The following is a 22,992-nucleotide window of genomic DNA, read 5'->3' on the forward strand; positions in this document are numbered from 1 at the left end:
CGATTGAAGCGCCGGCAGAGGCCGCTCACGAACTGGGTCAGCAGATCATCGTGGCTATTAGCGATGGCCTGATGCAGGTCCAGAGCGAAAAGAAGACGCCGCACGAAGAGCCCCGTGTATGGATGCCTTCGCACAAGTCCCATGCGGCGACCGTAGCGTCGATGCCTGTACCGGCCAAGATAGCGCCCAAACGACACTCGGACCAGGCTCGGACCGCGATCCGCGCGAGCATTGCTCAAACGCTCAAAGTGAGCGAGGCAGACCTCGAGGACGATCAACCGTTCTCGACATACGGTATTGATTCGGTCACAGGCGTGGCGCTGATCAATGCGATCAATCTGCAGCTAGGGTTGATGCTGCCCACCACCGTGTTGTTTGATCATGCCACGATTGCGCAGCTTGGCGCGCATATCAGCGCAATCAGCCCCGCCCTTGAAGAACCCTCGAGCCCGGCGGCCTTATCCGTTGCGGCGACGCTCCCCAGGCTGGAAGCCTCCGTGGAGAAAATCAAGATTATCCCGGTCGGACGAGGGCGCCGCCGGCATGGGGAAGCTATCGCCGCGCCGCCGCCTGCTGTGCAGCAAAGCCCGCAGAATACCGGGTCGCTATATCGGCGCGTATGGCTGGAGCGGCCCGGCACGATTGACGATCTTCACATCAGAGAGGATCACCTGCCGCCCTTGGGCGCACACGACGTGCGGATTGCGGTAAGAGCCTTCTCGCTGAACTTCGGTGACTTGTTGTGTGTGAAGGGCATGTATCCGACCCAGCCCGCCTATCCGTTCACGCCAGGCTTCGAGGCCAGCGGAGTGGTGGTCGCGATTGGGTCGAAAGTGTCGCGTGTCGCAGTGGGCGACGCGGTGATTGCGCTGGCGGGATCTACCCTCGGAGCGCATGCGACGGCATTGACCTGCGCCGAGACCCGGGTGTTTGCCTGCCCGGCCGGTCTGTCGTTTGAGGCAGCTTGCGCGCTGCCTGGCGTGGCGCTGACGATGATCGAGTGTTTCAAGAAGGCGCAGCTCAAGCCTGGCGAGCGGATCCTGATTCAGACGGCGGCAGGCGGTGTCGGCTTGATCGCGGTGCAACTGGCCAAACATGCGGGGGCCGACATCTATGCAACCGCCGGGTCCGAGGCAAAGCTCGATTATCTGGCATCCCTGGGGGTGCCGCATCGGATCAACTATCAGAAAGAGGACTTCGAGGCGGCCATTCAGCGGTTGACGCACGGTCAAGGGGTGGATGTGGTGATCAATACCTTGCCTGGGGATGCCGTTCAAAAGGGCCTGAACTGTCTTGCTCCTGGCGGCCGCTATATCGAGATTGCGATGACGGCGTTGAAATCTGCGCGGTCGATCGACCTGTCGGGCCTGACCGACAACCAAGTGTTGTACAGCGTCGATTTGAACAAGCTCAGCCACGGCAAACCTGCCATCCTTCAGGACTCCGTGCTCGAGATGGAGCGGTTGTTGGCCGAAGGCGTGATCAGTCCGACACTGGGCCGGACGTTCAACTTCAACGAAATCCAAAACGCCTACCGCTGGCTGCAGGACCGCCGGAATATCGGCAAAGTAGTGGTGAGCATTCCGGAAGAGGATCGCTTCGATGCCGACAAGACAATTGCGCTTGCACCGCAATTGGAACCGATCGCCGTGATCGGTATGAGCGGGCGCTTTCCAGCGGCGCCGGATGTAAATGCGTTCTGGGACAACCTGAGCGGCAATAGGGACTGCATTGCAGAGGTCCCTGAAAACCGCTGGCATCTTGATGGTTTCTTTAATTCCGATCGAGAAGAGGCCATCAATAAAGGCATGAGCTACTGCAAATGGGGCGGTTTTATTGAATTCGATGGCCGCAGCCCCAGATCTTTTTTGTCCGGCGTTCTGGGGGACGATGAGCCAGACAGCACGCCGTACCGGCTGACCGTGGAATCGATCTGGAGCGCCCTGGAGTCTTCCGGATATACGCGGTCGGCCTTGAAGAAAAGCACGCAATCCAGAACTGGCCTATATCTTGGAATGATTGGCGAACTGCGAAGGCCAGGCTCCGATGCCGCAGTGCAGCCGATGTCGTCCGGCAGCTCAAGCGCCCTTGTCGGTCATATCTCGAAATTCTTCAATTTCACGGGGCCGACCATTGCGGTAGACACACTCAGCGCCTCGTCTGCGACGTCGATCCATATGGCTTGCCTGGATCTTCACTATGGCAATTGCAGTGTTGCCGTTGTCAGCGGGGTAATGCTCCTGGACGAGGGGCTGTATCGCCGGGTATGCAAGGCAAACTATATGGCCAGCGGGACAGAGAGGCGGAGTTTCGCGGAAGGAAGAGATGGCGCGCTTTTCGGAGAGGGCGCTGCCACTGTGGTGCTTAAACCGCTGTCTCAGGCGATCCAGGACAAGGACACCATTCTCGCGACAATAAAATCGACGACATCGCAGTTTGGGGATGGCTCGGTAGAGACCTTGTCCAGGGCGATGTCTGACAATGTCCTCCGCGCAAACGTGCCGCCTCGGACCATAACGCATGTGGAATGCTCCGCGAATGGATCGCCTTTTGGCGATGAACTCGAATATGTTGCCACGAGCAGGGTCTTCGAGGCTTTCACGTCCGACCGGAATTACTGCTCCATCGGCTCTGTCAAGCCGAACATAGGGCATCTGGGGCCGGCCTCGGGAATGTCTCAGCTGCTGAAAGTAATCATGCAGATGAGACACGGAAAACTCGCGCCGTTCATGAATGCCACGGCATTTAGTCCGGTCTTGAATCAGAAATCCTCGCCGTTCTTCTTATGCAGCGAGATCCGACCCTGGCCGCGCCAGCGGGTTACGGCCGAAGGGGCCGAACACGAGGTTCCAAGGCGAGCCATGATCAATTCGTTCGGCTATGGCGGGTTTTACGCGGGCGCTATCGTAGAGGAATACATCGACCAGAATGATGCCCTGCGAAGCGTCCACTTCTCCGCTGGCAGGCCCGGGCCACAGGTTATTGTTCTATCGGCCGATGACAAGGGTGACCTGAAGGTAAAGCTGAACCAGCTGTCCCAGCATTTGAAGGGGAATCCGCAGGTTTCAATGGATGATCTTGCCTACACCCTGCAGATAGGGCGAGAGGCGATGTCCTATCGTTGGGCCACCGTCGCGACGGGCTACGATGATCTGCTTGATACGCTGGCCGATCCTTTCCAGGAGCTTCGTCCCGCAAAAACGAAAAATGGCGTATTTTTCGGTTGCGTCGCCAGCCTCTCGCCACGATGCAAACAAAGGCCCGCCGGGGCAGATCCGCAGTGCCCGGTCTGGAATGATGCCGATGAAAGTGATTTATTGAACTTGGCATCATGGTGGGTGGACGGCGGCGATGTGCCATGGAATGAATGCGCCCCCGACGATGCCCGAAGAATTGCGCTACCCGCCTATCCGTTTGCAATCCCATGAGCCTTTCACGTCCGGTCGGGCATGGCTCGATGTCTCGCGCTCTGGGTCTGGAGGGCGACGTGAGCCGCGAGCTCCTGCAACTGACCTGTCAGCCTGTCGCTTGCGCTGTCGAGATCATTGATCAAGACGGGGGCCTGTTGCCTGAGGAAATGGTCGTTGTCAGGAACGCTGCCTGGAAGCGGAGGGTGGAGTTTGCCGCGGGACGATCTGCCGCCAGGCGGGCGTTAGGGAAAATGGGTGAGCCTTCTCAACCGATCCCGAAGGGAAAACTGGGCGAGCCAATATGGCCGGCAGGGTACGGCGGGTCGATCAGCCATGATGGCCCGTTCGCAGCGGCTATCGTTCACGCCATCAAGACGTCCGCCGAGGCCCTGGCGATTGACCTGATAGACGCTTCCGATTTGACGCGCTATTGGGAGGTTTCCCACCTTGTCCGGGCGGCGGGTGAGTCGTCGGAGATTGCTGGCGATCCGAGGTCCGCGGCGCTTCTGTTCGGGGCGAAAGAGGCGGCAATTAAGCTGATATCTCCTCGCGCTGAACGTTACATAGGATTTGAGCGTCTTGTGGCCGCCAGGACAAATCGCGGGTTCCAGATAAGGTGCACGTACAGCAATCTATGTATTCTGGTGCGAACCTTCGAGTCCAACGGCATCATTGTGTCGCTGGGGATTCTCGACCGCCCGTGTGGCGCATGAGCCGCCCGCTTGGCGCGCTCCAGTGTCGCCGTAAAGTCAAACAAAAACAGCGCCTTAGGGCGCTGTTTTAGACTTCTTCAGATCACTCTGGAACTTGAAATGGTGGAGCGGAGGAGGATCGAACTCCCGACCTTCGCATTGCGAACGCGACGCTCTCCCAGCTGAGCTACCGCCCCAATGAAGCAAGACCAAAACTATACAGGAACAATCCAGCGGCGCGCAATATGCCGCCCGCCGAAAGTTCTCAGACGAATTCCAGGGTGGCGACGACCGGCGCATGGTCCGACGGCTGTTCGTTGCGGCGCGGCTCCTTGTCGATCACGCAGGCAATGCAACGCTTGACCAGCGGGGCTGACAGCAAGACGTGGTCGATCCGCAGGCCGGCGTTGCGGCGGAAGGCGAATTGGCGGTAATCCCACCAGGAAAACGACTTTTCCGGCTGCTCGAACAGGCGGAAGGAATCGGTCAGGCCCAGGTCGAGCAGCGCGCGCAAGGCGGCACGTTCCGGTTCAGACACCAGCACCTGGCCTTCCCATTTTTCCGGGTTGTGCACGTCTTCATCGGCAGGGGCGACGTTGTAGTCGCCCAGCACGGCCAGGCGGGGATACTGCTTGATCTCGTCGGCCAGCCAGTTGCGCATGGCGTCGAACCAGGCCAGCTTGTAGACGTATTTGTCGGAATCCACCGATTGCCCGTTGGGGCAGTAGGCGCATACGACTCGCACGTCGCCTTCGGGGCTGGGGAAAGTCAGGGCCAGGACGCGCTGTTGCGGATCTTCGTAGCCGGGGATGTTGCGCACCATCGACGTGCCCGGCACGCGCGAGATGATGGCGACGCCGTTATAGGTCTTTTGGCCAGCCCAGACCGCGTGGTAGCCGGCTTCCTTGAAAGCGGCTTCGGGAAACTTGTCGTCGGTAAGCTTCAGTTCCTGGATGCACAGCACGTCGACCGGATTGGCGGCCAGCCAGTCCAGCACCTGTTGCAGGCGCACATTCAGGGAGTTCACGTTCCAGGTGGCTAATTTCATGGTTCTTATCGGTCATTGACGGGGGCCGCGGCGCGTGGCCGGCGCGGTCCGGAAGAAGGGCGCTGCCGGCTTGCATGCCGCGTGGGTGGCAGGCCGCGGCGGGCCGTCCCGGCGAACGACGAATGATACCTTGCGCCGGGGTCGGATTTGCCGGGCGCCACGGAGGGCGCCGCTGAAGGATCGGGCCGAGACGACGCAACAATCCGGTGAGAATTGCTGAACCTTATCGTCGGTATCGTTTCGTAATATCTCCGCTGAAAGAATAATGAAAGGCGGAGAGATGGCGATATGCAGCGAATGCGAGAACATCGTGCAGCACACCCGTGGGGCGCCGGGCCATGCCGGGCTGATCCGCCTTGGCGCCGTGCGCAGCCTGGGGGCGGCCAAGCGCAAGGCCACGCACGAAGCGTTCGTCTGCGCGGTCTGCGATACCGGATGGGATTACCTGGACGACAAGCGCGATCCGTCGGCGGGATGGACGCGGTGCTGACGGTGTGCTGACGGTCCTTGGGCCCCGGCCGGGCTGATCAGTGTTCGGAACCGCTGTTCAGCATCCGGCTTTTCGCTTTTTCGATGTGCGCGCGCATGACGTTGCGGGCGCCGTCCGCGTCCTGTTGCAGGATCAACAGGTAGATGTGCCGGTGTTCGTCGATGGCGGCGCGGGTGCGTTTCCAGGGTTCGCTGTGGACCAGATGGCGCATGACGTTCACGGCGTGGCTGACGTCGTACTCCAGCGATTTCAACACTTGCACGAAGCGCTGGTTGCTGGTGGCCGCCGCGATGGCGCGGTGGAAGCCGTAGTCGTGATGGTGGGCGATGGCGCCTGAGGCGTCGGCTTCTTCATAGCCCGTCAGCATCCGATCCATTTCGCGCAGGTCGTCCGCGGTGCGGCGCAGGGCTGCCAGATAGGCGCATTCGGGTTCGATCACCATGCGCAGTTCCAGGCCTTCCAGGATATGGCCAACGCGGCGTGCCGGGTCCACGGCGGGCATGCCGCCCATCAGGTCGGGCTTGGCGCGCACGTAGGTGCCTGACCCGCGGATGGAGTCCACGAGCTGGTCTTCGCGCAGACGGTCCAATGCCTGCCGGACCACGGGGCGCGACACCTCGAACAACGCCGCCAGTTCCAGTTCCGTCGGCAGTTTGTTGCCGGGCGGGATCTTGCCGGTGGCGATGGCGTAGAACAGGCTTTCGTACACGCGTTCAGCAAAGCGTTCGGCGCGCACATAGCCCAAGCCAGAGGCCACTTCGGCCAGCACGTCCAATTCAGGACGGGGGCGGGTGGCGGCTTGCAACAACGATTCCAGCTGCGGGTCACGCACGTCGCTCATCAGCGTGCTCCTGATGTAAGTGCCAGGATTGTCATTCGGGATAACAGCCGTGGCGGAAAGGGATTCAGCCGTGAATCCTTGAAATATTAGGGATTACCCGATCGGCCAGGAAAATATCCTGAAGCTTGGGATAAAAGCTGTCAATTCAATTGACAAGTTACGGTGGCCTCTCGTACCTTGCTTGAAACCATTGCTCCGCGCTGCGTGACGCCATTCGTGCGTCACGAGCCCTTTTCGCAACCGGCCATCGGGCCGCTACTTTACTCCGCACATCGTGACTCAGAAGAACTTTATCGCCAATCAATGGGTGGCGGCCGCCGCCGGTGAAACCATTCCCGTCCTGAACCCGTCCGATGGCAAGGCCTTCGAGGCGATCGCCCGTTCGGGCGAAGCGGATATCGACCGCGCCGTGGAGGCCGCCCGCGAAGCCTTTGAAGGCGAGTGGGGCCAGATGGCGCCTGCCGCGCGCAGCCGGTTGCTGATGCGCATCGCGTTTGCGCTGCTGGACCGCCAGGAAGAATTGGCGCAGTTGGAATCGGCCGATACGGGCAAGCCCATCAAGCAGGCCCGCGCGGATGCCGCGGCGGTGGCGCGCTATTTCGAGTTCTACGCCGGCGCGGTCGACAAGCTGCATGGCGAGACCATTCCCTACACCCCGGGATTCACGGTGCTGACGGTACGCGAAGCGCATGGCGTCACCGGCCACATCGTGCCCTGGAACTACCCCTTGCAGATCTTCGGCCGCAGCGTCGGCGCGGCGCTGGCCGCGGGCAATGCCTGCGTGGTCAAGCCCGCCGAAGACGCGTGCCTGTCGCTGTTGAAGCTGGCCGAGATCGCCGCCGAAGTGGGTTTGCCCGCCGGCGCCTTGAACATCGTCACCGGCTACGGCCACGAGGCCGGTGCGGCGTTGACCGCGCATCCGGGCATCGACCACATCTCGTTCACCGGCTCGCCGCAGACGGGCAAGATGGTGGCGCATGCCGCCGCTGAAAACCATGTGCCGGTCACGCTGGAACTGGGTGGCAAGTCGCCGCAAGTCGTGTTCGACGATGCCGACCTGGACGCCGCCATGCCGGTGCTGTTGGCCGCCATCATTCAGAACGCCGGCCAGACCTGCTCGGCGGGCAGCCGCGTGCTGATTCAGCGCGGCGTGTACGAAACGGTGCTCAAGCGCTTGTCGGATGCGTTCTCGGCCACCGTCACCGGCCCCGCCGCGCAAGACCTGGACGTGGGCCCGCTGATCAGCGCCCGCCAGCACGACCGCGTGCGGGGTTTCCTGGCGGAAGCCGAGGCCGAAGGCCTGAAGGTCGCCGCGAGCGGCACGCTTGCTAACGGCACGCCGGAGTCCGGCTATTACCAGCCGCCCGTGCTGTTCCGCGACGTGCCGCCCGATAGCCGCCTGGCGCAGGAAGAAGTGTTTGGCCCCGTGTTGGCCGCAATGGTGTTCGACACCGAGGAAGAAGCACTGGAAATCGCCAACGGCACGCTGTACGGCCTGGTGGCGGGCGTGTGGACCCGCGACGGCGCGCGCCAGATGCGCCTGGCCCGCAAGCTGCGCGCCGGGCAGGTGTTCGTGAACAACTACGGCGCCGGCGGTGGCGTGGAACTGCCTTTCGGCGGTTCGCGCCAGTCGGGCTACGGTCGTGAAAAGGGCTTCGAAGCGCTGTATGGCTTCACGACGCTGAAGACCATCGCGATCCGTCATTGATATCGCGGCGGGTGGCGTCCGCCACCCGGTCTTGCGGGGCGGTTCCTGGCAAAATATCGGTTAACGTTGACGTTTTGCTTCAGGGGCCTGCCGCCCCGTATTCAGGATCCGTATGTTCACCGGTATTGTTCAAGGCACCGCGAAGATCGCGAAGATCGCGGATCGCGACGGCCTGCGCACCTTCACGCTGGAATTCCCCCCTGGTTTCTGTGCCGACCTGGCCATAGGCGCCAGCGTGTCGACGGACGGGGTTTGCCTGACCGTCACGGAATTGGTGTCCGACAACCAGGCAACCTTCGATGTCATGCTGCAAAGCCTGGCCATCACCACGTTGGGCAGCTACGCCGAAGGCGACCGCGCCAACGTCGAGCGCGCCGCCAGGGACGGGGCCGAGATCGGCGGGCACCCGCTGTCCGGCCATGTGGACTTCACGTCCGAAGTGATCATGGTGAAGTCGTCCGACACCAATCGCCTGATGCGCTTCAGCATCCCCCCGGATTTCCGCAAGTACGTGTTCGCCAAGGGCTACATCGCCATCAACGGCGCCAGCTTGACCGTGTCGGAAGTGAACCGCGCCGAGGGCTGGTTCGAAGTCTGGCTGATTCCCGAAACCCGCCGCATGACCGTCTTTGAAGACAAACAGGTGGGCGACTTCGTCAACATCGAAATCGAACGCAGCACGCAGGTGGTGGTGGACACCGTGCGCGAAACCGTCCAGGAAAGCCTGGGCAAACTGCAACCGCTGCTGGAAGCCATCCTGAAAGAGAAGGGGCTGACGCTGGAAGATTTCGTCAGCCCGCAGGGCAAAATCAAATAAGCCTGCCTTGCCGCACGCCGGTCATTGGCGCGCGAACGGCTGCCCCAGCGGCCGAATCCGGATGCCCGGTTGCAGCCGGGTCCAGGGCAGGTCCGCCGGGTCAGCCTGCATCGGCCCCGGCGCCTTCGCCACCAGCACCTCGTGGGCGATCGGCTGGAAGTCGGCGCGGAAATGCACCGAACTCTTCACGACCAGTATCCCCATTTCCTCGGGCTGCACGCCGCCTACCCGGAACAGATTGCGGTCCAGCATCTGCGCCTTGCTGGCGCTGACCACGACGCGCACGCCGCCGATCCGCAAGCCGGCGACCGCGCCCAGATCCACATCCATGCCATGCATCATCGGGCCGTCAAAGCGCAGCTTGCCGGGCGATAGCGTTTCCACCAGGAATTCGCCTTCGAAAGCCGTGTCGCCCGCCACGCCTGATTGGCCGCCCAAGCGTAGCGTGACCGTCTTGCCGATGCCGGCGGCGGTAGCGGCGCGCACGGCGTCCGGGTCGTAGAAAAGCCCCAGCGCCGCGTTCTGCGCATCCGCCTCGACCAGTGCGCGCAGCATGCCGGTCGTGTTGGCGTCGCCGCCCGCGCCGGGATTGTCCTGCGTGTCGGCGATGACGACAGGGCGCGATGCGCCGTGTGCCAGGGCCTGCGCGCGCCGTACCGCTTCGGCCGGTTCCAGGAAGTCCGGCGACCATTGCGGTTCCAGTTCCAGCACGCGCTGATACAGCGTATCGGTAACCTGTTCCACTGCCGCGGCATCCGACCCATACGCCCAGACGACGGGGCCGCATTCGGGGAAGTCGGCGGCGGGAAAGCCGGGCGCGAAAGAAATGGAGGCAACGCCCGGCGTCTGCTCCAGCCGGGCCAGCGTTTCGTATACGCCCTGCGACGGCTGCAGCATCGTGCACATGCCGTTGATGGGAATCAGGAAGGGCAGGCGGCGTTCACTGCGCACCCAGCGGCGGCCCGCGGCGATGCGCGCCAGCAGCAGGCGCGCGGCATGTTCGCCGGTATCCGCCATGTCCACGTGGGGATAGGTGCGGAACGCGGCCAGTCCGTCGGCTTCGCGCAGCATTTCGGCGGTGACGTTGGCGTGCAGGTCCAGGCTGGCGATGACCGGCACGTCGGGCCCCACGATCTGGCGCACGCGCGCCAGCAATTCGCCTTCGCCGTCATCCAGGTGTTCCGTGACCATCGCGCCATGCAAGTCCAGGTAGACGGCGTCGTAGGGCCCGTTGCGCGCGGCATCCAGGATTTCGCCGGCGATGCGTTCGTAGGCATCGCGGGTGACATGGGCGGACGGACTGGCGCCGGCCCAGATCACCGGGCGCACGGTGTGGCCTTGCGCCTGGATGGCGTTGATGAAGCCGCCTGCGGGAATGTTGACCGAGCGTAGCGCCAGCACGTCTTCGCCGCGCACCATGGCGGGAAAGCCTTCACCCCGGACGAAATTGTCGTAGCCGGCCTTGGACGGCGCAAAGGTATTGGTCTCGTGCTGAAAGCCTGCCACCAGGATATGCATGTCGTTTCCTCTTGTTCATCGGGATAGCGCGCAACAGCCGGCAGTGTGGCACGAGAGGGGCGCGAAAGCACCGCAAAAAGCGGATGGAATCGTCACGGAGTGGACGGACGATTACCCGTACTGGCACCGGGTTCAGCGCGTCGCCTGGCGTTGTTTATTTATGTATTTTGAATTTATAGATCAAGTAAATACGGGGCTTTCAAGCCAATTATGTCCTAAGGCAGCCGTAAATAGCCGTTTCGACTCTGAAATGCCCATGAAAAGGGCGTTTCGGACGGATTCGAATACAATGATGGCACTTTCGGAGGTTTCTATGTCGGTCATATCCGATATCAAAATACGCCCCCTGGAGCGCGGCGACCTGCACTTCGTGCACAAGATCAACAATAACGACGTCATCATGCGTTATTGGTTCGAAGAGCCCTACGAGGCCTACGACGAACTGGTTGCCCTCTATGACCGCCACTTGCACGACCAGAACGAGCGGCGTTTCATCATCGAGCACGACACCGGCCAACCCGCAGGCCTGGTGGAACTGGTGGAAATCGACTACATCCACCGCCGCGCGGAATTCCAGATCATCATCGCGCCCAGTTATCAGGGGCGGGGCTACGCCAAAGCGGCGACCCGCATCGCGGTGGGCTACGCGTTCCGCGTACTGAACCTGCACAAGGTCTATCTGGTGGTGGACAAGGACAACATGGCGGCCGTGCACGTGTACGAACGCTGCGGCTTTCAGATCGAAGGGCTGCTGAAGGAAGAGTTCTTTTCCAACGGCGCCTACCGCGACGCATACCGCATGGCGCTGTTGCAGCATGAACATCTGCGCGATGTGGGCCCCGGCGCGCCCGATGCGCCCGTACTGCGGGATTGGCCGCAGGAAGAACAAACGGGCTGACGCCCGTTCATCCGTCTCCGTGTGTTGACGCGTGGCGCCTCAGGCTGCCGCGCGCAGCAGGCGCAGGCCGTTGGCCACCACCAGCAGGCTGGCCCCGACGTCGGCGAACACCGCCATCCACAGCGTCGCGTTGCCGGTCATGGCAAGCGCCAGGAACACCACCTTGATGCCCAGCGCCAGCGTGATGTTCTGCATCAGCACGCGGTGGGTTGCGCGAGACAAGCGCAGGAAGGTCCCGATCTTGCGCAGGTCGTCGTCCATCAAGGCCACGTCCGCGGTTTCGATGGCGGTGCCCGTGCCGGCGGCGCCCATCGCGAACCCGATGTCGGCGCGGGCCAGCGCCGGCGCGTCGTTGATGCCGTCACCCACCATGCCCACGCGGCCGCTGGGCGCCAGCTTGCTTTCGATGGCGGCGAGCTTGTCTTCAGGCAGTTGATCGCCGCGGGCTTCGTCGATGCCCACCTGTTTCGCAATGGCCTGGGCGGTAGGGGTGTTGTCGCCCGTCAGCATCAGCGTGCGCACGCCCAGCGCATGCAGGTCGGCGATGGCGGCCGCGCTGGTGGGTTTGACCGTGTCTGCCACGGCGGCCAACGCCATCACCCGGTGGCCGTCGGTCAGTCCGATGGCGCTCTTGCCCTGGCGTTCGAGTTCGTCCAGGCGGGCTTCCAGCTTGGGGCTCGACACGCCCAGTTCGCGCATCAGGCGGCGGTTGCCCAATTGATAGGTCACGCCGTCGATCTGCGCGCTGACGCCGCGGCCGGGCAGGGCCGTGAAGGCGTCGACCTCAAGCAACGCCATGCCGGCGTCGCGTGCCGCATTGGCAACCGCCAGCGACACCGGGTGGTCGGAACGGGCGGCCAGGCTGGCCGCGATCAGGGCTGCGGGGTGACGGGCCTGGTCGGACACCTCCCACTCCTGCAGGTCGGTCTGCACCGGTTTGCCGTGCGTCAGCGTGCCGGTCTTGTCCAGCGCCAACCACTTCAGGTTGCGGCCTTCTTCCAGATACACGCCGCCCTTGACCAGAATGCCGCGCCGCGAGGCGGCAGTCAGGCCGCTGACGATGCTGACCGGCGTTGAAATCACCAGTGCGCACGGGCAGGCGATGATCAACAGCGCCAGCGCGCGGTAGATGGCATCGAACCACGGCTGGCCCCACAGCAGGGGCGGCGCCACGGCCACCAACACGGCCACCGCCACCACGACCGGCGTATAGATGCGCGAGAAGCGGTCGATGAAGCGCTGGGTCGGCGCGCGGGCGCCCTGGGCCTGTTCGACGGCGTGGATGATGCGGGCCAGCGTCGTATTGCCGGCGGCCGCGGTCACGCGGTATTCGAACGAGCCCGACGTGTTCACCGTGGCGGCGAACACCGGATCGTCCTGCGCCTTTTCCACGGGCAGGCTTTCGCCGGTGATGGGTGACTGGTCCACGGCCGAACTGCCGCTGACGATGATGCCGTCGGCGGCGATGCGTTCGCCGGGGCGCACCCGCACCACGTCGTTCACCTGCAATTGGGCGGCGGGCACTTCAAGCCAGCGGCCGTCTGCCTGGCGCACCGTCGCGGTTTCGGGGGCCAGGTCCAGCAGGCCGCGGATGGCATTGCGCGCACGGTCCAGCGAACGGGCCTCGATCAATTCGGCCACGTTGAACAGGAACATCACCATGGCCGCTTCGGGCCATTGGCCGATGAGCACGGCGCCGGTCACGGCAATGCTCATCAAGGCATTGATGTTGAGGTTGCCGTTGCGCACGGCGATCCAGCCTTTGCGGTAGGTGGTAAGGCCGCAAGCCAGAATGGCGGCCACGGCGAATGCCGCAGTGACGCCCAGCGGCCAACCGGCGAAATGCGAAAGTTCGGACAAGGCGGCCAGCACGCCGGAGCCGCCGATCAGCCACCAGTTCACGGGTTTGGCGCCGGGGGCAGGGGTGCCGGGTGCGCCGTCGGTCAGCGGTTCCGGCGTCATATCCAGCGACTTGATGGCGGCGATGATGCGATCCAGCGCGCCCTCGGCGTGCACCACCGTCAGCACGCGTTGCATCAGGTTGAAGTCCAGCGCATGCACGCCGTCCAGATTGCCCAGCTTCTTGCGGATCAGCGTTTCCTCGGTGGGGCAGTCCATCTGACCGATGCGCAGGCGTGCCAGCAACTGGCCCGGACCGGCGGCAAGCGTGGAGCCGCCGTCGCCCGAGAGCGACATGTTTTCCATGCCCTGCGCGTGGCCGCAGCAAGCGGCCTCCGGCTGCGCGTGACGATGGCCATGATCATGGGCGTGGTCATGCTTGTGGCCGTGATCATGATCATGATCATGGTTATGGTCGTGGCTGTGATCGTGGTCGTGGCGATGATCGTGCCCGTGGCCCCCGTCGACCGCTGCGTGATCGTGACCCGCCTGGCCGTGCGCAGGTTCGCCGTGCCCGGCGCGGCAGCAGGCGCCGTCTTGCCCGGCGGGCTTGGGTTTGTGGGTGTTGACAGGAGGGAGGGACATCTTCTACGCCTTATGTAAGCTGATGGTCGTATTCCACACCTTGGAGTTACTATAGGGTCAACCCCTTATTTCAAGCGGATGCGATCCAGGGAGGCGCGATGCGTATTGGCGAATTGGCCACGGCGGCCGGCACCACCGTCGAAACGGTCAGATACTACGAAAAAGAAGGGCTGCTGCCCGCCCCGGAACGCGGCCTGAACAACTACCGCAGCTACGGGCAACCCCATCTGGAACGGCTGCGCCTGATCCGGAATTGCCGGGCGCTGGACATGACGCAGGACGAAATACGCGCCATCCTGTCACTGGCCGATAACCATCAAACCGGATGCGGCCCCATTAACGAACTGTTCGACGAACACATTTCGCATGTGGATGAACGCATTGCCGAACTGACGCAACTGAAGACGCAGCTGACCGATTTGCGGCAGCGCTGCCTGTCCGCGCGACCCGACGCGGAAGACTGCGGCATTCTGCACGGCCTGTCTGAAATGCAGGTCGAAGAGCGCCAGGAGCGTCACACCCACCTGGGCTGATGCCCTTGCTGCGGGCCGGGGGATGCCCGCCCCGTCCGCCGCCATCGCTTAATATGAGAATCTGTTTCTTTCCCATTTGCGCCCGAATCCATGACCGTAACCACCACCGCCACTCCGCTGCACGCCCTGACCACGCGCCGTTCCGTGAAGTTCTTGCGGGGCCCGGCGCCCAAGCCCGACGAACTTGAACAGATCCTGCAGGCCGCCATGTCGGCCCCCGACCATGGCGCGCTGCGCCCGTGGCGTTTTGTCGTGATCCAGGGCGAGGCCATTGGCAAGCTGGCGGATGTGGCGCTGGACGCGGTCAAGCGCAGCGGCGACCCGCGCATGACGCCTGAAAAGGAAAAGTCGGTGCGCGAATGGATGGCGGGCGTGCCGCTGTTCATTGCCGTGGCGCAGAAGATCGCGCACGACAACACCAAAATCCCCGAACACGAGCAACTGCTGGCCACGGGTTGCTCGGTCATGAACATCCTGAACGCGGTTCATATGCTGGGCTATGGCGCATTCTGGAGCACCGGGGTCGGCACCTATGTCGAAGACGTGCAGAACGCGCTGGGCCTGGATTCGCTGGATTACCGTTTCCTGGGCTATCTGGCCATCGGCACGCCGGGTTGCGCCGTGCCGCCGGCCAACCGCCCCGACTATCGCGACTTCGTCACGGAGTGGACCGGCCCGGTCTGACCGAAAAAGACGCGTCTTGCAGGGCGCCCCTGAACAGGGCGCTTGCGCGCCAGGCAATAAATGACAATAATTCTTATTGTTAATTAGCCTGGCGCCTTTCCATGTCCCCATCCGCACAGCCCACGGAGCATTCCGCTGCCGAGCTGTATGAAGCGCATCACTCCTGGCTGCAAGCGTGGCTGCGGCGCAGGCTAGGGTGCCGCCATGATGCGGCCGACCTGGCGCACGATACGTTCGTGCGTGTCCTGGCTGGCCGCCAGACCGAGACCATTCGCGAACCGCGCGCGTTCCTGACCACGTTGGCGCAGCGCACGCTGTTTACCTTCTGGCGCCGCCGCGAGCTGGAGCGCGCGTATCTCGACAGCCTTGGCGCCTTGCCGCCGGCCACCGTGGCCAGCGAAGAAAGCCGTGCGTTGGTGATCGAGGCCTTGATGCATATCGACCGCGCATTGCAACGCCTGCCGCTCAAGGCGCGCCAGACCTTCCTTTACAGTCAGCTCGACGGACTCGGCTACGCCGAGATCGCCGTGCGTGTCGGCGTTTCCGTCATCACGGTGCGGCGCTACATGAAGCAGGCCATCACGCTGTGCGTGGCGGCGCGCCTGGACGCATGACCGCGCCGTTGCTGCCGGCCGATCTGGAATCGGCCGTGGATTGGATGGTGCTGCTGTCCTCGGGCAGCGTGACTGCCGCCGACCGCGCGCGGTTCGAGCAATGGCGGCTGGCGGATCCCCGCCATCGCGCGGCGTGGGAGAAGGTCAACGCCGCCGTCAAGGATTCCTTTGCGGCGCTGGGCGGAGGCGAGCAGCGGCTGGCGGCTGGCCGCGCCTTGCTGACCCCGCCGGCCAGGCGGCGGATGCTGCGCAATGCGCTGGGCCTGGCGCTGGCGGCGGGCGGCCTGGCCGCGCTGGTCGATCGCCAGACCCCGCTGCGTACGCTGGCCGCCGACCTGCGCACGGGTACCGGCGAACGTCGCGCCTATACCTTGCCGGACGGCAGCGAGTTGACGCTGAATGCGCGCTCGGCCGTGAATCTGGATTTCAGTGCTGGCGAGCGCCGCGTGCGCTTGAAAGCGGGCGCGGTCTATGTGCGCGTGGCGCCCGACGCCGCGCGCCCCTTCATCGTCGCAACCGCCGAGGGCGAGGTGCAGGCGCTGGGGACGGTGTTCAGCGTGGCCCGGGAAGAAGAGGCTTGCGTGGTCAGCGTGGTCGAACATCTCGTCGAAGTGCGCGCCGTCGGCCAGCGCCGCGTGCTGCGGGCAGGCGAGGGCCTGCGGTTCGATGCGCGGGGCCTGGGCACGCCCGACGCCATGCTGGCCGACGCCGCCGCGTGGCAAAGCGGCATGCTGGTCGTGCATGACGAGTCATTGGGGGCGGTGGTGCAAGCGCTGCGGCCCTACCGGCGCGGCATCATCCGGATTACGCCGGCCGCCGCGCGGCTGCGCGTGTTGGGGGCGTTTCCGCTGGACGACACGGGCCGCACGCTGGAGTCGCTGCGCCAGACCTTGCCGATCGAGGTCACGTCGTTGGGCGGGTGGTTCGTCAGCATCGACCTGCGCCCCGCCTCGCACTGAAAATAAATGATCACTTTTGTCCGCGTCGTTGGACATCCCTCCTGAAACACCAAACTGTTGCAGGAGAACCCATGTTCCATCGTCGCCCGCTTCGGCCCCTGGCCGCCGCGCTGTTCATTGCCCTGGCCGCGCCTGCGGTCCATGCCCAGACCCCGCCGGGCGGCCCTGCCGCCGCCCGCGCTGTTTTGCGCTTCGACGTGCCCGCTGGCGCCTTGGGCGATACGCTGACCCGCATCGCTCGGCAGAGCGGGCGCGCCGTGTCCGTCGATCCCGCCCTGGTGGCGGGCCGCAATGCGCCGGCCATCGTCGGCGATTACACGGCAGAAGACGCGGCGCGGCGTGCGCTTGCCGGTAGCGGCCTGGAACTGGCCGTCACGGCCAATGGCACGCTGAGCGCGCGGCGCGCGCCCGAAGGCGCCGCCATGCTTGAGCCGGTCCGCGTGACCGGTTCCATCGAATCGCCCACCGGGCATGTGGACGGCTACGTGGCGCAACGCGCGCTGTCGGGCACCAAGACCGACACGCCGCTGATCGAAACGCCGCAATCCATATCGGTCGTCACCAGCGACCAGATCCGCGCGGTCAAGGCGGGTTCGGTAGCGGATGCGCTGGGCTACACGCCCGGCGTGTCGGCGCAATCCCCCGCTTTCAGCCGCATGGTGGACGACCTGATGCTGCGTGGCTTCAATGTGGCCGCGGGGAACTCCGGGCAATTGCGCGACGGCCTGAAACTGCAGTCCAGCGTCTATGACGGCGGGCAGGAACCCTATGGGCTGGAACGGGTGGAGGTGCTGCGCGGCGCGTCTTCGGTGCTGTACGGGCAACTGAGTCCGGGCGGCGTGGTCAACACCGTCAGCAAGCGCCCCTCGGCCGATTCCCTGCGCGAGCTGAACCTCGATACCGGCAGTTATGGACGCCGCCAGGTGTCGGGCGACTTCACCGGCGCGCTGACCGAGGATGGCGCCTGGACGTACCGGCTGACGGGGTTGGCCCGCAACGCCGACAACTGGGTGGACCATGTGCCGGACGACCGGACCTACCTGGCGCCGGCCCTGACGTGGCAGCCTTCGGCGGCCACGTCGCTGACGCTGCTGGCCAGCTATCAGCGCATCCGCACGCGCTTTGCCGCGCCCATGCCCGCCGCCAATACCTTGAACGGCCAGATCCCTCGCGACCTCTTCATCGGCGAGCCGGATTTCGACCGCTACGACACCGATACCTACACCGTCGGTTATGCGTTCGAGCACGCATTCAACGACCGGGTGACGCTGCGCCAGAGCGCCCGGTATTTCACGGCGGACGGCACTTGGGACTATCTGAGCTTCGGCGCGTTGCAGGCCAACGGCCAGACCTTGCGGCGTGGCGTGGTCAGCCGCAGCGAACACTCGTATGGCGTCGCAACCGATACGTCGCTGGAACTGAAGCTGGACGGCGGGCCGTTGCAACACACGGTGCTGGCCGGGCTGGACTACTACCGCAGCGGCTATGACTCGCATCGCCATTCCGGCACGGTGGCCGCGCTGGCGGACATCTATCACCCCGTATATGGTGCGGTGCCGACGCTGAATACCGCCGCCGACTACGGCATCAATACGCGTTCCGATTCGCTGGGCTTGTACCTGCAAGACCAGATCAAGATCCAGGACAAATGGGTGCTGGTGCTGGGTGGCCGCCAGGATTGGGCGGATACCGACCAGAAGAACTACGCCACGGGCGCCACGACACGCCTGCGCGATAGCGCCACGACCGGCCGCGTGGGCCTGGTGTACCTGGCCGACAACGGCCTGGCGCCTTACCTCAGCGCCAGCCAGTCGTTTGCGCCGACGATCGGCGTCGATCGCGCGGGCAACGCGTTCAAACCGACCAAAGGCACGCAGTACGAACTGGGCCTGCGCTATGAGCCGCCGGGCGGCAACATGCTGTACAGCGCGGCGGTCTATGACCTGACGCAGACCAATGCGTTGACCGGCGACCCGGCCGACGCGACGTACTCGGTGCAGACCGGGCGGGCGCGGTCGCGGGGGTTGGAACTGGAAGCCAAGGCACGCCTGGGCGCCTTGAACCTGACGGCCAGCTATGCCTACACCGACGCCCGCACCACGCGAAGCACGGTGGCGTCGCTGGTTGACCAGCGCATCGCACTGGTGCCGCTGCACAGCGCCTCCATCTGGGCCGACTACAACCTGACCGCCGCCGGCGTGCCAGGTCTGACCGTCGGCGCGGGGGTGCGTTATGCCAGCTCGACGAACCTGCCTGGCTATCCCGCGAATGTGCCCGGCCAGTTCCTGGTCGACGCCCTGGCCGGTTATGACTTCGGCGCGCTGGACCCGGCCATGTCCGGCCTGTCGCTGACGGTGAACGCGCGCAATCTGTTCAACCGCGGCTACCTGGCTTGCGCGGGGGCGACGGGGTGCCGCTACGGCGATCCGCGCACGCTGTATGCCACCCTGAGCTATCGCTGGTAAACGCTGGAAAACCCCTAGTGAGATACGGGCCCGCATGCGTGCTGGCCCGTCTCGGCGACCCCGTCCCCTGTGCTAATCTCGTCGACGGCCACGCATATTTATCCCTATGCGAGGGGCCGACGATGGCAGCGCCTGAGGTCACACACCTTTGGCAATGTCTTGGTAGGAAGAAAACGCATGACACGATCAAGCGTGGAGACAATATATGAGCCAATATGGGCCGCTGAAGTTGCACGTCCCCGAGCCCACCGGGCGTCCGGGTTGCAAGACCGACTTTTCCTATCTGCATCTGTCGCCTCCTGGCGAGGTGCCCAAACCCCCCATTGATGTTGCCGCGGTCGATACCGGCGGACTGGCGTACAGCCTGGTCCGGGTGATCGACGACGACGGCCGCGCGGTCGGGCCGTGGGCGCCCGAGATCAGCAACGATCAACTGCGTGCGGGCATGCGGGCCATGCTGAAGACGCGGATTTTCGACGGCCGCATGCTGACGGCGCAGCGCAAGAAGAAGATCTCGTTCTACATGCAGAGCCTGGGCGAAGAAGCCATCGGCACGGCGCACGCGCTGGCGCTGGAGCAGGGCGACATGTGTTTCCCGACCTACCGCCAGCAGAGCATCCTGCTGTCGCGCGATGTGTCGCTGGTCACCATGATGTGCCAGCTGATGTCGAATGAACGCGACCCGCTCAAGGGGCGCCAGCTGCCGGTGATGTACTCCGACCGGGCAAACGGCTTCTTCACCATTTCCGGCAACCTGGCCACGCAGTTCATCCAGGCGGTGGGCTGGGCGATGGCGTCCGCCATCAAGGGCGACACGCGCATCGCGTCGGCCTGGATCGGCGACGGCGCCACGGCCGAAGCCGACTTCCACACCGCGCTGACGTTCGCGCATGTGTACCGCGCGCCAGTCATCCTGAACGTGGTCAACAACCAATGGGCCATCTCCACCTTCCAGGCCATCGCCGGCGGCGAAGGCGCGACCTTCGCGGGCCGCGGCGTGGGCTGCGGCATCGCGTCGCTGCGGGTGGACGGCAATGATTTCCTGGCGGTCTATTCCGCCTCGCGCTGGGCCGCCGAACGCGCTCGCCGCAACCTGGGCCCGACCTTGATCGAATGGGTGACGTACCGCGCCGGTCCGCACTCGACCTCCGACGACCCTTCCAAGTACCGCCCCGGCGATGACTGGGCGCACTTTCCGCTGGGCGACCCGATCGAGCGCTTCAAGAAGCACCTGATCGGCCTGGGTATCTGGTCCGACGCCGAACACGATGCGGTTCGCGCCGAACTGGACGCCGAGATCGTCGCGGCCCAAAAGGAAGCGGAAAGCTACGGCACCCTGGTGGACGGCCACGTCCCCAGCGCGGCCAGCATCTTTGAAGACGTCTACAAAGACATGCCGGAGCATCTGCGCCGGCAGCGCCAGCAGCTCGGAGTCTGATCATGGCAATTGATAACAACGCTGGTCCGGCCTCTGCGCCGATGACCATGATCCAGGCATTGCGCTCGGCCATGGATGTGATGCTGGAGCGTGACAACAACGTGGTGGTGTTCGGCCAGGACGTCGGCTATTTCGGCGGCGTGTTCCGGTGCACCGAGGGCTTGCAGACCAAGTACGGCAGCTCGCGCGTGTTCGACACGCCGATCTCCGAAGGCGGCATCGTGGGCGTGGCGGTGGGCATGGGCGCCTATGGCTTGCGGCCCGTGTGCGAGATCCAGTTCGCCGACTACTTCTATCCCGCTTCCGACCAGATCGTGTCGGAAGCCGCCCGCTTGCGCTATCGGTCGGTGGGCGAGTTCATCGCCCCGATGACCATCCGCATGCCTTGCGGCGGTGGCATCTACGGCGGGCAGACGCACAGCCAAAGCCCCGAAGCCATGTTCACGCAGGTCTGCGGGTTGCGCACGGTGATGCCGTCCAACCCCTACGACGCCAAGGGCTTGCTGATCGCCTCGATCGAAAACGACGACCCGGTGATTTTCCTGGAACCCAAGCGGCTCTACAACGGCCCCTTTGACGGTCACCACGACCGCCCGGTGACCCCGTGGACCGGGCGTCCGGGCAGCGTGGTGCCGACGGGCTACTACACCGTGCCGCTGGACACCGCCGCCATCGTGCGGCCGGGCAAGGCGCTGACGGTGCTGACCTATGGCACCACGGTGTATGTGTCGTTGACCGCCGCCGAAGAGACCGGCATCGACGCCGAAGTGATCGATCTGCGCAGCCTCTGGCCGCTGGACCTGGAAACCATCGTGAACTCGGTGAAGAAGACCGGCCGTTGCGTGGTGGTGCACGAAGCCACGCGTACCTGCGGGTATGGCGCGGAACTGATTTCGCTGGTTCAAGAGCACTGCTTCCATCACCTGGAGGCGCCTGTCGAGCGCGTGACCGGTTGGGATACTCCCTACCCGCACGCGCAGGAATGGGCGTACTTCCCCGGCCCGCGCCGGGTCGGCGAAGCGTTCAAACGCGCGATGGAGGTGTGAGATGGGGATCCATATCATCAAGATGCCGGACATCGGCGAAGGCATTGCCGAAGTCGAACTGGTGGGCTGGCACGTCAAGGTGGGCGACACCGTCGCCGAGGACCAGCCGCTGGCCGACGTAATGACGGACAAGGCCACGGTGGAAATTCCATCGCCGGTCGTGGGCAAGGTGGTGGCGCTGGGCGGCGACGTGGGCCAGGTCATGGCCGTGGGCGGGGAATTGATCCGGCTGGAAGTGGAAGGCGAGGGCAACGTCCGCGCCGGATCGGCCGCGCCTCAGAAGGCGGCGCCTGCCGCGTCCGAAGCCCCCGCGCCCGTCAAGCCGGAGGGGGCCGCGAAGGCGGCAGCGGGCGGCATCGCGGGCCAGATCGCGGCGTCCGTCTCGCAGGCGGCAAGCCCGTCGGCAGCCAGGCCGCAAGCCGCGTCGCGACCGGCCAACACCACGCCTGTCGTGGCGCGCCAGCCGGGCGACAAGCCGCTGGCGTCGCCCGCCGTGCGCAAGCGCGCGTGGGACTTGGGTGTTGAACTGCGCTACGTGCCAGGCAGCGGCCCGGCCGGCCGGGTCATGCACGAAGACCTGGACGCCTACCTGCAGTCGCAAGGGGCAGGCACCGCCGCACGCGGCGGGTCGGCCTATGCGCAACGCAACGATGAAGAAGCCGTGCCCGTGATCGGCCTGCGCAGGAAGATCGCGCAGAAGATGGCGGAGTCCAAGCGCCGCATCCCGCACTTCAGCTATGTCGAAGAAATCGACGTGACCGAACTGGAAGACCTGCGCGTGCAGCTCAACCAGAAATGGGGCGAATCGCGCGGCAAGCTGACCTTGCTGCCGCTGTTGGCGCGGGCCATGGTCGTGGCGCTGCGGGACTTCCCGCAGATCAATGCGCGCTATGACGATGAAGGCGGCGTGGTGACGCGCTACGGCGCCGTGCACATCGGCATCGCCACGCAAAGCGATGGCGGCCTGATGGTGCCGGTGATGCGTCACGCCGAGGCGCGCGACCTCTGGTCGATGGCCGCCGAGATCGGCCGGCTGGCGCAAGCGGTGCGCAACGGCACCGCGGGGCGCGACGAACTCTCCGGGTCCACCATCACCATCACCAGCCTGGGGCCCTTGGGCGGCATCGTCACGACACCGGTGATCAACCATCCCGAAGTCGGCATCGTGGGCGTGAACCGCATCGTGGAACGGCCCGCTTTCCGCAACGGCGCCGTGGTGGCGCGCAAGCTGATGAACCTGTCATCGTCCTTCGACCACCGCGTGGTGGACGGCATGGACGCGGCGCGGTTCGTTCAGGCGGTACGCGCGCTGCTGGAACAACCCGCGCTGCTTTTCGTGGAGTAAGC

18 protein-coding genes and 1 tRNA gene are annotated in these 22,992 nt (G+C 64.5%); 14 read left to right on the top strand and 5 right to left on the bottom strand.

The window, feature by feature from the left end; genetic code table 11:
* Window positions 1-50: 50 nt before the first annotated feature.
* Both CQ050_RS27965 and CQ050_RS27970 read left to right on the top strand, forming a co-directional pair.
* The gene (locus CQ050_RS27965; RefSeq protein WP_146121074.1) at window positions 51-3,428 is read left to right on the top strand and encodes a beta-ketoacyl synthase N-terminal-like domain-containing protein; all 3,378 of its coding nucleotides are present in this window, start codon (window positions 51-53) and stop codon (window positions 3,426-3,428) included.
* Between the two features lie 59 nt (window positions 3,429-3,487).
* A complete protein-coding gene (locus CQ050_RS27970) occupies window positions 3,488-4,123 on the top strand; it encodes a hypothetical protein (protein WP_146121075.1) in 636 nt (211 codons plus the stop codon).
* 100 nt (window positions 4,124-4,223) lie between these two features.
* Here CQ050_RS27970 and CQ050_RS27975 read toward each other — a convergent pair.
* A tRNA-Ala gene (locus tag CQ050_RS27975) sits at window positions 4,224-4,299 on the bottom strand.
* A 68-nt stretch (window positions 4,300-4,367) separates the two neighbouring features.
* Entirely contained in the window at window positions 4,368-5,150 is a 783-nt protein-coding gene (gene xth, locus CQ050_RS27980; RefSeq protein WP_105560096.1) for an exodeoxyribonuclease III, read from the bottom strand.
* A gap of 280 nt (window positions 5,151-5,430) precedes the next feature.
* Here xth and CQ050_RS27985 point away from each other — a divergent pair, with 280 nt between their 5' ends.
* Window positions 5,431-5,640, top strand: coding sequence for a hypothetical protein (locus CQ050_RS27985; protein WP_105560137.1), 210 nt, complete (start codon window positions 5,431-5,433; stop codon window positions 5,638-5,640).
* A gap of 37 nt (window positions 5,641-5,677) precedes the next feature.
* Here CQ050_RS27985 and CQ050_RS27990 read toward each other — a convergent pair whose 3' ends face one another.
* Entirely contained in the window at window positions 5,678-6,481 is an 804-nt protein-coding gene (locus tag CQ050_RS27990) for a FadR/GntR family transcriptional regulator (protein WP_105560097.1), read from the bottom strand.
* Between the two features lie 271 nt (window positions 6,482-6,752).
* Between CQ050_RS27990 and CQ050_RS27995 the strand changes: the two genes are divergently transcribed.
* Complete coding sequence (locus tag CQ050_RS27995) at window positions 6,753-8,189, top strand: aldehyde dehydrogenase family protein (protein ID WP_199196952.1); 1,437 nt, start codon at window positions 6,753-6,755, stop codon at window positions 8,187-8,189.
* A gap of 112 nt (window positions 8,190-8,301) precedes the next feature.
* The gene (locus CQ050_RS28000) at window positions 8,302-9,006 is read left to right on the top strand and encodes a riboflavin synthase subunit alpha (RefSeq protein ID WP_105560099.1); all 705 of its coding nucleotides are present in this window, start codon (window positions 8,302-8,304) and stop codon (window positions 9,004-9,006) included.
* 21 nt (window positions 9,007-9,027) lie between these two features.
* Here the strand turns inward: CQ050_RS28000 and CQ050_RS28005 are convergent, their stop codons facing one another.
* Complete coding sequence (locus tag CQ050_RS28005) at window positions 9,028-10,524, bottom strand: M81 family metallopeptidase (RefSeq protein WP_105560100.1); 1,497 nt, start codon at window positions 10,522-10,524, stop codon at window positions 9,028-9,030.
* A 313-nt stretch (window positions 10,525-10,837) separates the two neighbouring features.
* On the opposite strand from CQ050_RS28005, the gene speG reads away from it, so the two are divergent.
* On the top strand, window positions 10,838-11,422 hold the full coding sequence (gene speG, locus CQ050_RS28010; protein WP_105560101.1) for a spermidine N1-acetyltransferase: 585 nt from the start codon (window positions 10,838-10,840) through the stop codon (window positions 11,420-11,422).
* A gap of 39 nt (window positions 11,423-11,461) precedes the next feature.
* On the opposite strand, the gene CQ050_RS28015 is transcribed toward speG, so the two are convergent.
* Window positions 11,462-13,906 carry a heavy metal translocating P-type ATPase gene (locus CQ050_RS28015; protein WP_369868964.1) on the bottom strand — a complete coding sequence of 815 codons (2,445 nt, stop codon included), beginning with the start codon at window positions 13,904-13,906 and terminating at the stop codon, window positions 11,462-11,464.
* 98 nt (window positions 13,907-14,004) lie between these two features.
* Between CQ050_RS28015 and cadR the strand changes: the two genes are divergently transcribed.
* The 8 genes from cadR (at window position 14,005) to CQ050_RS28060 (ending at window position 22,990) form a co-directional block, all read left to right on the top strand.
* Entirely contained in the window at window positions 14,005-14,439 is a 435-nt protein-coding gene (gene cadR, locus CQ050_RS28025; protein ID WP_105560104.1) for a Cd(II)/Pb(II)-responsive transcriptional regulator, read from the top strand.
* Between the two features lie 90 nt (window positions 14,440-14,529).
* Complete coding sequence (locus CQ050_RS28030) at window positions 14,530-15,123, top strand: nitroreductase (protein WP_105560105.1); 594 nt, start codon at window positions 14,530-14,532, stop codon at window positions 15,121-15,123.
* Window positions 15,124-15,224: 101 nt separating this feature from the next.
* Entirely contained in the window at window positions 15,225-15,737 is a 513-nt protein-coding gene (locus CQ050_RS28035; RefSeq protein WP_105560106.1) for a sigma-70 family RNA polymerase sigma factor, read from the top strand.
* Complete coding sequence (locus CQ050_RS28040) at window positions 15,734-16,696, top strand: FecR domain-containing protein (protein ID WP_105560107.1); 963 nt, start codon at window positions 15,734-15,736, stop codon at window positions 16,694-16,696. The genes CQ050_RS28035 and CQ050_RS28040 overlap by 4 nt, the downstream gene beginning before the upstream one ends.
* Before the next feature lie 71 nt (window positions 16,697-16,767).
* Entirely contained in the window at window positions 16,768-19,161 is a 2,394-nt protein-coding gene (locus tag CQ050_RS28045; protein WP_105560108.1) for a TonB-dependent siderophore receptor, read from the top strand.
* Between the two features lie 205 nt (window positions 19,162-19,366).
* Window positions 19,367-20,599, top strand: coding sequence for a 3-methyl-2-oxobutanoate dehydrogenase (2-methylpropanoyl-transferring) subunit alpha (locus CQ050_RS28050; protein ID WP_105560109.1), 1,233 nt, complete (start codon window positions 19,367-19,369; stop codon window positions 20,597-20,599).
* A 2-nt stretch (window positions 20,600-20,601) separates the two neighbouring features.
* A complete protein-coding gene (locus tag CQ050_RS28055; RefSeq protein ID WP_006227340.1) occupies window positions 20,602-21,645 on the top strand; it encodes an alpha-ketoacid dehydrogenase subunit beta in 1,044 nt (347 codons plus the stop codon).
* A 1-nt stretch (window position 21,646) separates the two neighbouring features.
* On the top strand, window positions 21,647-22,990 hold the full coding sequence (locus CQ050_RS28060; RefSeq protein WP_105560110.1) for a dihydrolipoamide acetyltransferase family protein: 1,344 nt from the start codon (window positions 21,647-21,649) through the stop codon (window positions 22,988-22,990).
* The last annotated feature ends 2 nt before the right edge of the window (window positions 22,991-22,992 follow it).

Source organism: Achromobacter sp. MYb9, from assembly GCF_002975275.1.
GTDB lineage: Bacteria > Pseudomonadota > Gammaproteobacteria > Burkholderiales > Burkholderiaceae_B > Achromobacter.

Coding starts and splice junctions, on each gene's coding strand:
- xth (WP_105560096.1), bottom strand. CDS start 5,150: ATGAAATTAGCCACCTGGAACGTGAACTCCCTGAATGTGCGCCTGCAA.
- CQ050_RS27985 (WP_105560137.1), top strand. CDS start 5,431: ATGGCGATATGCAGCGAATGCGAGAACATCGTGCAGCACACCCGTGGG.
- CQ050_RS27990 (WP_105560097.1), bottom strand. CDS start 6,481: ATGAGCGACGTGCGTGACCCGCAGCTGGAATCGTTGTTGCAAGCCGCC.
- CQ050_RS28000 (WP_105560099.1), top strand. CDS start 8,302: ATGTTCACCGGTATTGTTCAAGGCACCGCGAAGATCGCGAAGATCGCG.
- CQ050_RS28005 (WP_105560100.1), bottom strand. CDS start 10,524: ATGCATATCCTGGTGGCAGGCTTTCAGCACGAGACCAATACCTTTGCG.
- speG (WP_105560101.1), top strand. CDS start 10,838: ATGTCGGTCATATCCGATATCAAAATACGCCCCCTGGAGCGCGGCGAC.
- CQ050_RS28015 (WP_369868964.1), bottom strand. CDS start 13,906: ATGTCCCTCCCTCCTGTCAACACCCACAAACCCAAGCCCGCCGGGCAA.
- cadR (WP_105560104.1), top strand. CDS start 14,005: ATGCGTATTGGCGAATTGGCCACGGCGGCCGGCACCACCGTCGAAACG.
- CQ050_RS28030 (WP_105560105.1), top strand. CDS start 14,530: ATGACCGTAACCACCACCGCCACTCCGCTGCACGCCCTGACCACGCGC.
- CQ050_RS28035 (WP_105560106.1), top strand. CDS start 15,225: ATGTCCCCATCCGCACAGCCCACGGAGCATTCCGCTGCCGAGCTGTAT.
- CQ050_RS28040 (WP_105560107.1), top strand. CDS start 15,734: ATGACCGCGCCGTTGCTGCCGGCCGATCTGGAATCGGCCGTGGATTGG.
- CQ050_RS28045 (WP_105560108.1), top strand. CDS start 16,768: ATGTTCCATCGTCGCCCGCTTCGGCCCCTGGCCGCCGCGCTGTTCATT.
- CQ050_RS28050 (WP_105560109.1), top strand. CDS start 19,367: ATGAGCCAATATGGGCCGCTGAAGTTGCACGTCCCCGAGCCCACCGGG.
- CQ050_RS28055 (WP_006227340.1), top strand. CDS start 20,602: ATGGCAATTGATAACAACGCTGGTCCGGCCTCTGCGCCGATGACCATG.
- CQ050_RS28060 (WP_105560110.1), top strand. CDS start 21,647: ATGGGGATCCATATCATCAAGATGCCGGACATCGGCGAAGGCATTGCC.